The organism is Flavobacterium sp. GP15 (assembly GCF_014281985.1).
Taxonomy (GTDB): domain Bacteria; phylum Bacteroidota; class Bacteroidia; order Flavobacteriales; family Flavobacteriaceae; genus Flavobacterium; species Flavobacterium pygoscelis.
Genome location: NZ_JACFTC010000001.1, coordinates 279,374 through 291,380 on the forward strand (window position 1 = coordinate 279,374; position 12,007 = coordinate 291,380).

The 12,007-nt window shown below is 33.4% G+C and carries 12 protein-coding genes; 8 read left to right on the forward strand and 4 right to left on the reverse strand.

Going from position 1 to position 12,007, the window contains the following annotated elements:
- Window positions 1-9 precede the first annotated feature (9 nt).
- A complete protein-coding gene (locus H2650_RS01255; RefSeq protein ID WP_188048942.1) occupies window positions 10-744 on the reverse strand; it encodes a geranylgeranylglyceryl/heptaprenylglyceryl phosphate synthase in 735 nt (244 codons plus the stop codon).
- Window positions 745-840: 96 nt separating this feature from the next.
- Here H2650_RS01255 and H2650_RS01260 point away from each other — a divergent pair, with 96 nt between their 5' ends.
- The 3 genes from H2650_RS01260 (at window position 841) to H2650_RS01270 (ending at window position 2,193) form a co-directional block, all read left to right on the forward strand.
- Window positions 841-1,437, forward strand: coding sequence for a Crp/Fnr family transcriptional regulator (locus H2650_RS01260; protein ID WP_188048943.1), 597 nt, complete (start codon window positions 841-843; stop codon window positions 1,435-1,437).
- 79 nt (window positions 1,438-1,516) lie between these two features.
- Window positions 1,517-1,807, forward strand: coding sequence for a hypothetical protein (locus H2650_RS01265; RefSeq protein ID WP_188048944.1), 291 nt, complete (start codon window positions 1,517-1,519; stop codon window positions 1,805-1,807).
- The gene (locus H2650_RS01270) at window positions 1,804-2,193 is read left to right on the forward strand and encodes a group III truncated hemoglobin (RefSeq protein WP_188048945.1); all 390 of its coding nucleotides are present in this window, start codon (window positions 1,804-1,806) and stop codon (window positions 2,191-2,193) included. Before H2650_RS01265 ends, H2650_RS01270 begins: the two co-directional genes overlap by 4 nt.
- A gap of 367 nt (window positions 2,194-2,560) precedes the next feature.
- On the opposite strand, the gene H2650_RS01275 is transcribed toward H2650_RS01270, so the two are convergent.
- Entirely contained in the window at window positions 2,561-3,193 is a 633-nt protein-coding gene (locus tag H2650_RS01275; protein WP_188048946.1) for a 4'-phosphopantetheinyl transferase superfamily protein, read from the reverse strand.
- Window positions 3,194-3,468: 275 nt separating this feature from the next.
- Here H2650_RS01275 and ahcY point away from each other — a divergent pair, with 275 nt between their 5' ends.
- The 4 genes from ahcY (at window position 3,469) to H2650_RS01295 (ending at window position 8,941) form a co-directional block, all read left to right on the forward strand.
- Window positions 3,469-4,785 carry an adenosylhomocysteinase gene (ahcY, locus tag H2650_RS01280; RefSeq protein ID WP_188048947.1) on the forward strand — a complete coding sequence of 439 codons (1,317 nt, stop codon included), beginning with the start codon at window positions 3,469-3,471 and terminating at the stop codon, window positions 4,783-4,785.
- Window positions 4,786-4,918: 133 nt separating this feature from the next.
- Window positions 4,919-5,251 (forward strand): multidrug efflux SMR transporter, encoded by a 333-nt coding sequence (locus H2650_RS01285; protein WP_188048948.1) that lies wholly within the window; start codon window positions 4,919-4,921, stop codon window positions 5,249-5,251.
- A gap of 246 nt (window positions 5,252-5,497) precedes the next feature.
- Entirely contained in the window at window positions 5,498-6,034 is a 537-nt protein-coding gene (locus tag H2650_RS01290; protein ID WP_188048949.1) for a hypothetical protein, read from the forward strand.
- 129 nt (window positions 6,035-6,163) lie between these two features.
- Complete coding sequence (locus H2650_RS01295) at window positions 6,164-8,941, forward strand: outer membrane beta-barrel protein (RefSeq protein ID WP_188048950.1); 2,778 nt, start codon at window positions 6,164-6,166, stop codon at window positions 8,939-8,941.
- 88 nt (window positions 8,942-9,029) lie between these two features.
- On the opposite strand, the gene H2650_RS01300 is transcribed toward H2650_RS01295, so the two are convergent.
- The gene (locus H2650_RS01300) at window positions 9,030-9,473 is read right to left on the reverse strand and encodes a nucleoside deaminase (protein ID WP_188048951.1); all 444 of its coding nucleotides are present in this window, start codon (window positions 9,471-9,473) and stop codon (window positions 9,030-9,032) included.
- Between the two features lie 332 nt (window positions 9,474-9,805).
- The gene (locus H2650_RS01305) at window positions 9,806-10,045 is read right to left on the reverse strand and encodes a hypothetical protein (RefSeq protein ID WP_188048952.1); all 240 of its coding nucleotides are present in this window, start codon (window positions 10,043-10,045) and stop codon (window positions 9,806-9,808) included.
- Window positions 10,046-10,188: 143 nt separating this feature from the next.
- On the opposite strand from H2650_RS01305, the gene H2650_RS01310 reads away from it, so the two are divergent.
- On the forward strand, window positions 10,189-11,970 hold the full coding sequence (locus H2650_RS01310) for a 1-deoxy-D-xylulose-5-phosphate synthase (RefSeq protein WP_188048953.1): 1,782 nt from the start codon (window positions 10,189-10,191) through the stop codon (window positions 11,968-11,970).
- Window positions 11,971-12,007 lie beyond the last annotated feature (37 nt).

Below are 12,007 nucleotides of genomic sequence, written 5' to 3' on the forward strand. Positions count from 1 at the left end.
GCTATTCTATTATTTTGTTGGGTTAAAAAACGCTACATCATTTTCAAAAGCGGTTCCAATAACTACTAAATCAGCTCCCGCATCATAAGCATTTTGAATTCCTTGCAAACATACAATTCCGCCACCAACAATTAATGGTATTCCTATATTTCTAGAAACTGTTGTTATCATTTCTAAAGGAACGGGATATTTCGCACCACTTCCTGCTTCGAGATAAACCAGTTTATTCCCTAACATTTCTCCCGCTTGAGCTGTTGCCAAAGCCATATCTATATTTTCTCTATCAATTGGTTTGGTTTTACTCACGCGTTCTACTGCTGTTTCGCTTCCGCTTTCTATTAAAATATAGCCTGTAGATATAATTTCGAGTTGGGTTTTCTTTAATAGCGGAGCTGCTTTTACTTGATGGGATATCAAATAATCTGGATTTCGTCCAGAGAGTAAAGAAAGAAACAAAATTCCATCGGCATGACTGGAAATTTGCGACGGGTTTCCGGGGAATAAAACAATGGGCAAATTACAGTTTAGTTTTATTTTTAAAATCAATTCGTCTAGAATATTATTTTCGACAAGACTTCCTCCAATAAAAATATGAGTCGCCGGTGACTGATTGATTTTCAGAATCAATTCTTTTATATTTTCTAAAACTATTTTATCAGGATCCAGTAAAATCGCTAATAATTTGCGATTCTCTGATCTTGCCAAAAGTATTTGACCATATATATCCTTATCTTTATTTTTCATAATAAACGTAAAAGTATGCGTTTTTTTGAAAGTGAGCCAAACTTTAAGAAAACTTATCTTAGTTTTAGGAATCAAAAATGCGAGAATTACAACTGTATGATAAAAATAGAAATTTTAGAAAAATATGGCGCTTTTAGACGCCTTTATAAAAAATCAGAAATCATTTTCGAGAAGGATAAATTAGCCACACATTATTACCAAATCATTTCTGGCTCGGTAAAAATGAATAATTTTAACGATGAAGGTCGCGAATTTATTCAAGGTTTTTTTACTGTAAATCAATGTTTTGGTGAACCTCCTTTGTTTTTAGAAAGAACGTATCCCGCAAATGCTGAAGCAGTCGAAGAAGCTGAATTAATCTGTGTTTCTAAAGCTAATTTTCTCCAACTAATGGCTGAAAACCCCGAAGTTTCTATTATTATGATTGAAAATTTAGCGCAACGTTTGCATTATAAATCGGTAATGGCTGCTGAGATTTCTACTCAAGATTCAGAACACCGCCTTTTGCAATTATTTGATTATTCGATTACTTATTTTAATTTTAAAAAAGAAAATAATGGTTTCCATATTGATTTAACCCGACAACAAATGGGCGATTTAACGGGACTTCGCGTAGAAACTGTAATACGAACCATCAAAACATTAGAAAAAAAAGGAGAACTAAAAATCATTAATAGAAAAGTATATCGTTGATTTTCTGGTTTATGATATAGGTCATAAATAAACATATTGATGTGTCTGTAAATTTGTAATAACAAAAAATTTAACTATCATGTCACTATATCAAAAAACACTCGCTGATTTCAACAACAATTTTATTGGTTTTGCAACTTTAATCGTTATTGGACAAAGTTGTTTAGGTTCAGCTGCTGCAATGAATATCCTAAGAAACGGAACAAGTATTTTGCAAATGGGACAATTGGCAATTATTGTATTAATTTGCATGCTTGTTAATACGTCAATTTTAGCCCAGATGAAACATAAAGTAATTTTTAACTTGACTATCATCAGCGTTATTTCAAGTATTTTCTTTATTTTAATGAACACCTTAATTATCCGATGATAAAAGAAATTGAAAACCGAGAAGATCTAAAACTGTTAGTTAGCACTTTTTACGAAAAAATAAGAGCGGATCAGGAAATCGGTTTTTTCTTTAATGAAACCATTACCAACTGGGAAGAACATCTAGAAAAGTTGACCGATTTTTGGGAAATGAATATATTTGGTACTCGAAAATTTACTGGAAACCCAATCGTAGCGCATAACGCAGTAGATAAAAAATTCAACCAGCAGATTACGTCAAACATCTTTGGTATTTGGCTGAATATATGGTTTGCTACTATTGATGAATTATTTGTAGGCGAAAATGCCGATGTTCTAAAACGTAGAGCGCAGAAAATGAGTACTTTTCTTTTTATGAATATTTTTGAGAGTCGCAGAAAAGTGTAAATGCTTTCAATTTGAGATTACTTAAAAGTGGCGACACGAAGACTCAGAGCCAGTAATCTTCTGATTATTTCTTAATAAAAATAAATTTTTATCTTTTAGTATTGCTTTGTAACGCTGGAAGCGTCTCCTATATATGGTGTTTAGCGGTGAGACGCTTCCAGCGTGACAACTAGCGGTGATTGCGTTAGTAATAAAAAAAGTTTGTGCCTTTGTGCCTTTGTGCCTTAGCGGCAAGTACAAATTAAAGACCACTTAAAAGCAATTCCTCGAAGTCTCAAAGTCACTAAGTTTAGGATTATCTTGATTTGTAAAACTAAAAGAAGTTGTGACTTTGTGTCTTTGCGGCAAAAAACGCTACGTAACTATTTTAAACATTTAGTTGAAAGGCATATACCAAAGTAAAACCTTCAATTTCCTCAAAATAGATTTTGAAATTTTTGATTAAGCGATCAAAATGCAATTCAGAAATGGCTTCTTTAGTTTGTAATTCAAAACTATTGACTTTAATATGATTTTTGAAACTGATTCCTTTTTCGTTTCTGATTTTAAAAATAGCTTCTTTAGCACCCCAAATCACGGTTAATTTCCGAATATACTCTTCGTTATCGATTAAATACTGAAATTCTGAATCGCAGAATTTATCGGCTATTTTTATGATTTTATCACGTTGTAATTCAATGTCGATTCCCACGGTTTCGTCGCTTAGAATAATTGCAGAAAATTCATGTGAATGCGTGATTGAAATGTGCTTGCCATCTTTAAGATGTGGTTTTCCAAATTCATCATAGTACAGATCAAAATCGGTATAACCGGCCAAATGAAATAATTTGCGCACGCTGAGAAAAGCGCGTTGGTGCAATGGTGATTTCATTCCGGCTAATCGGATGCTGTTTTTTTCGTTTAAAACTACGGTATCCAAAAGTTCTTGGTAAGATTCTGTAATCTTCCAAACTAGAATTTGTGTTGTTGAATTAAAGGATATTGTCTTGAATAATGGCATGTTAGTATCGTGATCCCTAGCCCCGATTGAAGCGACATCCTTTTATAATAGTAGGCTTCCAGCCTGCGAAAGGCTGGGAGCCTACTATTATAAAAGATACAGTGCAAAGCGGGAAATAGCTCCTTAAACTAAAAATAATTCAGTTTAAAAAAATTATTTTACTGATTTTTAAAAGATTACAAAATTAAACAATTCATAAATATTTAGGAATCCTTTTAAAGTCATAACTTTATTGCGTAATTTTGCAAAAAATTTACATTACAAATATACTATAAATGAGTACTACAACTATGCCTTTTGTGGCTTTCAAAGTAAAAGACATTTCTCTAGCGGCTTGGGGAAGAAAAGAAATTGAACTAGCTGAAGCTGAAATGCCAGGTTTAATGGCACTTCGTGCTGAATATAAAGACGAACAACCGCTTGCAGGTTCTCGTATTGCAGGATGTTTGCACATGACTATTCAAACTGCGGTTTTAATCGAAACATTAATCGCTCTTGGAGCTGAGGTTACTTGGTCTTCTTGTAACATTTTCTCTACGCAAGATCAAGCTGCTGCTGCAATTGCTGCTGCTGGAATTCAAGTTTACGCTTGGAAAGGTCTAAACGAAGAGGATTTTGACTGGTGTATTGAGCAAACCTTATTCTTTGGTGAAGATAGAAAACCATTGAACATGATTTTGGATGATGGTGGAGATTTAACCAACATGGTTATTGATCGTTACCCACATTTAGTAGCTGGAATCAAAGGATTGTCTGAAGAAACTACAACTGGAGTTCACAGACTTTACGAAAGAGTAAAAGCGGGAACATTGCCAATGCCTGCAATCAATGTTAATGACTCTGTTACTAAATCGAAATTTGACAATAAATACGGTTGTAAAGAATCTGCAGTTGATGCAGTTCGTCGTGCAACTGACATTATGTTAGCTGGAAAAAGAGTAGTTGTTTGCGGATACGGTGACGTAGGAAAAGGAACTGCTGCTTCTTTTAGAGGTGCTGGATCTATTGTAACCGTTACTGAAATTGACCCAATTTGTGCTTTACAAGCGGCAATGGACGGTTTTGAAGTTAAAAAATTAAATACTGTTGTTGCAAATGCTGATATCATCATTACAACAACTGGAAATAAAGATATCGTTCTTGGTTCTCACTTTGAACAAATGAAAGATAAAACGATCGTTTGTAACATCGGACACTTTGATAACGAAATCGACATGGCTTGGTTGAACAAAACTCACGGAGCGTCTAAAGTTGAAATCAAACCTCAAGTAGACAAATATACTATCGCAGGAAAAGATATCCTTATCCTTGCTGAAGGTCGTTTGGTAAACTTAGGTTGCGCTACAGGTCACCCAAGTTTTGTAATGAGTAACTCTTTTACAAACCAAACTTTAGCTCAAATCGAATTGTGGAAAAACAGCGCGGCATACAACAATGACGTGTATATGTTACCTAAACATTTAGATGAAAAAGTGGCAGCTTTACACTTGGCTAAATTAGGAGTTGAATTAGAAACATTACGTGACGATCAAGCGGCTTACATTGGTGTAGAAGTTTCAGGTCCATTCAAACCAGAATATTACAGATACTAGTCTGATTTGTCATTCCGACAAAGAAGGAATTTTATTTTAGATTTAAACCCTTACATTAACTGAGCTAAATTCAGTTTGAATGTGAGGGTTTTTATTTTTAGCACTACAGAAACAAAACAAATAAGCGTATTTTATGAAAAACTTTTTATTTTTAGGCGTTGCTATTCTCTTTGAGATTATTGCAACCTCAGCACTAAAAAAATCGGAAGAATTCAGTAAGTTAATTCCAAGTATCATTACAATTGTAGGTTATTGTGGTGCCTTTTACTTTTTGAGTTTTGCCATAAGAACCATTCCAATAGGAATTGCTTATGCAATCTGGTCTGGAGTTGGAATTGTTTTAATTACTATAATTGGTGCTGTTTTTTTTAAACAAATTCCAGATTTACCCGCAATCCTCGGTTTATCGCTAATTTTAATTGGAGTTATCATAATCAATGTTTTTTCAAAAACTACAGGTCATTAATTGCATAAGTCTTAGCAGTGAATTTCAGATTTATATCTATTGATGATTTCTTGTTTTTGGGCAGTCCCTGCGTAAAAACTTCGGGTCGGGCTATTCGCTGTATCTTTTGTTCCGCTAAAGCTTCACAAAAGGATGCCGCTGCTATCCCTTATGCAACCCACTGTTAATTCCTACAAAAAATAAACCTTAATGACAATTATACTTTTATATTCCTTTATATTTGAGGCTTATAAAAAATTCTAAATTATGAAACTTCTATTAATTACAATAATAGCACTTTTAAGTACTCTTGCAACAAAAGCACAATATTCTAGTGCTCAAAGACAAATGAATGCGGCGGTTCAAATGACAAGACAGCAAAACCTGATGTATATGCAAATACAACAACAGCAACTTATATTACAACATAACAAAAACAACACTCAAACAGCAGAAATTAAACTGAGTAAAGAGCAACGAAAAACTAAAAAACTAGAACAAAAAATAATACAACTTAGTGAAGAAAAAGCCAATTTAGAAATCACTAAAAACAATCTAAAAACTTCAGACGATAATAAATTAGCCAAAAACATTACTAAAACAGAAGAAAAAATAACTAAAGCTAAAACAAAACTAGAATCTTCGGAAACAAAAATAAAAACATATGAAGCTGAGATCGAAAAATTAAGAGTAGATAGAGAAGCACTCACAAAAAAACAGGAGGAAGAAAAAGAATTAAAAAAGGAAGAAAAGGAATTAAAAATAAAACAAAAAGAAGCTAAAAAAGAATCCAAAAAAAATTAATTTTTAAGCTAACATAATATTGATCCTCGCAAAAACAGCTGTTTTTCGAGGATTTTTTTTGATTGATACTTATTTCTCATTAAACCTTTCTTGTTATTTGATATCTTAATGAGAATTAACTCTTGCACTATGTCAAAATCCTACGCCATTTTATTTTTTTTACTTTGTTCTTTGTTTTCTCACGCTCAGGAAAAATACACTATCAAAGGGAAGGTAATCGGTGCAAATGACAAATTCCCATTAGAATCAGCTACGGTTTATTTCACTACTGTAAAAGATTCTACGATGTTAGAATATACCCTTACCGACAAAAATGGTGATTTTATACTAAGTGTAAAAAAACAAGAAAAGCCTGTTTTTCTAAAAGTAACCTATATGGGTTTTGAAACACATAAAGAACTTGTTCCGGAAATTAACGGCAACAGAGATTTTAATACTATTGCGCTTAAGGAATCGGCAAATATGCTTTCTGGTGTAACAATTATTACTGAAGAACCTCCGATACGCGTAAAAAATGATACTATTGAGTTTAAAGCTTCTTTATTCAAAGTTCGCCCGGACTCAAATGTAGAGACTTTACTCAAACAATTACCTGGTTTTGAAGTAGACAGTGATGGCAAAATTACCGTTAACGGAAAAGAAGTAAATCAAGTATTGGTCAACGGAAAACCATTTTTTGATCGCGATGGAGTGATGGCTTTAAAAAATTTGCCCGCAGATATCATTAACAAAGTTCAGGTTTCCGACTATAAAACAAAAAAAGAAGAATATACAAAATCAGCTTCAAGCTCAGATAATGCCAGCATTAATTTAACAATTGACAAAGAAAAAAACAAAGGCTATTTTGGTAAATTCCTAGGCGGTTATGGTACCGATGATCGATACGAATCTAGTTTTATTGTCAATTTATTTGACAATAATAGAAAAATAAGCCTTTTAGGATCTTCAAATAACATTAATGCTCCAGGCTTCTCTATGGATGAGGTTTTTGATAATATGGGAGGAGGCAGAAACGCTAGAGGAAATACTTCAAAAAATGGAGCAAAAGGAATTACCAAATCAAACTTATTAGGGTTAAACTATTCGGATGAATGGATCAACGGTTTACAAACCTCGGCTAATTATAATTTTTCGAATACAGAAACCGATAATTTATACAAATCCAAAGCAATTAATTTCTTGCCTACAGGAAATTTTACAACGGAATCGGAATCGAAAACAAAAAATGATAACACGAGTCATAAAGCGGGTGTTGAATTAGAGTATAAAGCAATTCCAAGCATTCAAATATTTGCTGCGCCAAAGTTTTCTAGTACTAAATCCGATAGTTATTCCGATTCAAGAAGCAATTCTACAGATGAAAATGGAACATTGACCAATGACTCGAAATCGAAATCAAGCACTCAAAACGATTCGAATAATTTTCAGAACGCGATTAATTTCAATAAAACATTTGAAAAAAAAGCCAGAAATTTGAGTGTCGTATTCAACAATAACAACTCTAAATCAAACAGCAACGGATTAACCCAATCGGAGACAACCTATTATGCAACTCAAACAACTGACAATAGAAATCAAAACACCATTTCTGATAGTTCAAGCGATTCCTATGCTGCGGAAATAGAATACACAGAACCCGTAACCGATTCATTGCGTTTTAGAATAGGACTTGCATATAATTTCAATACTACAGCAAACGAAGTTCGAACCTATAATTTTAATTCTTTAAATGAATCGTATTCAGAGTTGAATGACTTACAATCTAATTATACTTCTTCAAAACAAAATAGTATTATTCCAAAAGCTGGAATTCGATTTGAAAAAAATAATTTTACAGTCGACATCAATTCGTCCTCTTCTATTGTTCAATATAACAATTATTCTAATTATTTAAACCAAGCAACCGATCTCAACAAAAAATACATTTTACCCAATGTTAGCGGACAAGTAAGATATAAATTCGATCGCTCAAAAGCACTTACAACGAGATATAACTACTCGGTTTCATTACCGTCTTCCAATCAATTACTTCCTGTTGTAAATCTTTCTAATCCGCTGAATACGGTCATTGGTAACCCTGATTTAAAACCAAACGAAAAGCACAGTGCGAATATTAATTATAGAAATTTTGATTTCCGTACGCGTTCTGGATATTCTATTTTTGCTAATGCAGACTTTTACAGCAGTGAAATTATATCGTCCTCTGTTTACGATGCCAATAGGAAGAGAACAACTACTTACGAAAACATATCCGGAACTTATGTTATTTCTGGAGGAGGAAGTTGGAATAAATCGATCAAACAAGAAGCTAATTTATTGCGATACGGCATTTCAATGAATGCCAATTTTTCAACTTCAAAAGGCTTTACTGACGGTGTTTTGTTTGACGCAACCTCGACAGGAATAAGTCCTAGAGTATATGCAAACTACGATTACGGAGAATTTTTCACAGTAGCACCTTCATATAATTTCTCTTATAACGAAACCCAATATGATAATTATCTGACCAAATCAAGTTCAAATGTCGTACATCGATTAAACATACAAACTACTAGCTATTGGCCAAACAATTGGACGTGGGGAAATGATTTTGGTTATACGTACAACTCTAAACTTTCGTCTGAATTTAAAAAGGATTTTTATCTCTGGAACACCAGTTTATCGTATACTTTTTTTGATAAAAATTTCATCGCAAAAATCAAAGTCTATGACTTACTAAATCAAAATCAGAGTAGTACCAGAACAATCTCAGCAACCACAATACGCGATGATGAAAACACAATTTTAAAGCGATATGCTATTTTCTCATTAACCTACAAAATACAAGATTTTTCAGGAATGAAAAATCCTCCAGGAGGCAAAAATGGTAAAGGTCGAGGAAACAGAGCGGTGCCAATAGACATGTAATAATTATTAATTCAGATAATTGCAAAAACAAAGCCCTTGATTTTTCATCTCAAGGGCTTTGCTTATTTTTACTACTATGGGAATGTTTTTATTTTCTTTTTTGAGCAAAAAAGCGTTTCATTAAATCAGCTGCTTCATCAGCTAAAATTCCAGAAACAATAGTAGTTTTAGGATGCAGCTTTGTTCCCATTTTTACAAAACCACGATTTTCATCGCTAGCGCCATACACAATTTTAGAAATCTGACTCCAATACAAAGCACCAGCACACATTTGACAGGGTTCAAGCGTAACATAAAGTGTACAGCCTATTAAATATTTGCCGCCCAAGAAATTAGCCGCCGCAGTAATAGACTGCATTTCCGCATGAGCAGTTACATCATTTAGTAACTCAGTCAAATTATGACTTCGAGCGATAATTTTATTATCAATTACTATAATAGCGCCTACAGGAATTTCGTCTTTATCAAAAGCCATTTCTGCTTCCTGTAAAGCTTTTTTCATGAAATATTCGTCGGTAAAAGGATTTATCATAGTGTTTAATTCGTAGTACGATATAAGCGATAGCTTTCTAAACTATATATTGTAGTTTTTAGGATTTTGTGACGTTGAAAAAACATCTAGAATATAAATTCTATGTTCTTCAATTCGGTACACTATTTTGAAATTTCATTTCGGGAAAAAGCGAATTGCTTATGAATTAAACAATGGTTCTATTGGATTTTTTTCAGGGAATAAATTTAGCTTATCACCTAAATCAAATAAGGTTTCTACAACTAAATCCGCGTTTTGCGGGCTTTTAGTGTAGATATAATTATAACTATTTCGAATAGATTCTATTGCATTTGGAGACCAAATAACCGGCTTCACTTTTTAATGATTTTTTTTCGAGCTTCCTCAGATGAATACCCTGCTTCTCCTGCATCCGAAAGCTTCATAATTTCACTTAAGTGACTTTTATATTGATTTATAGTTAACGACTCTCCACTTGTAGAATAAGTATAAATATCATTATTTAGTAAATCTTCTATTTTATTTAATAACTGTACATTTTCAATATCTAATATTCTGTGCACAATATTTCTGCGTTGGATTTCTACATTCATAGTAACTGAATTTATTTCAAAGTTATAAAAAAAATCCGTTAATAAACCGATAGAAAAATCGAATGCGGTTGCAAATACAGAATGTAAATTTACAATTTGCGGAATTTATTATTTAAAACCGTAAATTCGCTTTTTATATTCTAATGAAAAACAACTTACTCCAAAACATAAATTCTCCATCCGATTTGCGCTTAATCGATGAGGCTCAGCTTCCTGAAGTTGCGCGAGAACTACGTAATTTTATCATCGATATTATAGCGGTAAAAGAAGGTCATCTAGGTGCCAGTTTAGGTGTAGTAGAACTTACTATCGCCTTGCATTATGTTTTTGACACGCCAAATGATTTATTAGTTTGGGATGTGGGTCACCAAGCTTACGGACACAAAATACTTACTGGTCGAAGAGATGATTTTCACACTAACAGACAATTAGGCGGGATTTCCGGTTTCCCAAAAAGAGACGAAAGTATTTACGATACTTTTGGCGTAGGCCACTCCTCTACTTCTATTTCTGCCGCTTTAGGAATGGCAATCGCTTCTAATTTGAAAGGAGATTTCGAGAAACAACATATTGCAGTAATTGGTGATGCATCAATTGCGTCCGGAATGGCTTTTGAAGGATTGAATCATGCCGGAGTTACAGATGCTAATTTATTAGTGATTTTAAATGACAATGCTATTGGAATTGATCCCAGTGTTGGTGCCCTAAAAAAATATCTCACTGCCGTAAAAGAAGGAAAAAATCCGAGACAGAATAACATGATCAAATCCTTGAATTTTGATTATTCAGGTCCTATTGATGGCCATGATATTTTTGCCGTAATCAAGGAATTAAAACGTTTACAAAAAATAAAAGGTCCTAAATTCCTTCACGTTATTACCACAAAAGGAAAAGGACTAAAACAAGCAGAAGAAGATCAGGTAAAATACCATGCACCAGGCAAATTTGACGCTTCTACTGGTGAAATATATATAAAAGCAGAGGAAAATCTTCCTCCAAAATACCAAGATGTTTTTGGCTTGACCGTATTAGATTTAGCCCGAAAGAACGAAAAAATAATTGGAATTACTCCAGCAATGCCATCGGGAAGTTCCTTAAATTTTATGATGAAGGAATTTCCAAAACGCGCTTTTGATGTAGGAATTGCAGAACAACACGCTGTCACGCTTGCCGCCGGAATGGCTACACAAGGAATGATTGTGTACTGCAACATTTATTCTACATTTTTACAAAGAGCGTATGATCAAGTCATTCATGATGTCGCTTTACAAAACTTACCGGTTATTTTTTGTTTAGACAGAGCGGGTTTAGTCGGTGAAGATGGCGCTACGCATCATGGCGTTTTTGATATCGCTTATTTGCGTTGCATTCCAAACATGATTATTTACGCTCCAAGAAATGAAATTGAATTGCAAAATATATTATACACTGCCCAATTAGGATTAAAACATCCTATTGCTATTCGATATCCGCGCGGTCGTGGTGTAATTCCGGATTGGCAAAAAAATTATCAAGGAATTTACCAAGCAATAGAAATCGGTAAAAGTGACTGTCTAAAGCAAGGTTCTAAAATTGCTATTTTGTCTAATGGAACTATTTGCAACAACGTTACTTTGGCTATTGCCAAAACAAAAAATCCAGAACAGCTAGCACATTATGATTTTCCATTTGTAAAACCACTCGATGAAAATCAATTGCATTCTATCTTTAAAAAATTCAAAACGATCATCACAATTGAAGATGGGACAGTTATTGGAGGTTTTGGTAGTGCAATTCTTGAATTTGTCTCAACAAACCATTATTCATCACAAATTACCACTCTTGGCATTCCAGATGAATTTATTCAGCATGGAAATGTAGCCGAATTGCAACAATATTGTAAAATAGACGTTAAAAGTCTCGAAATACTTTTTTCAAACTTTTAAAATATTTATTTTGCGCCGTTAAATACAATCACTCCCA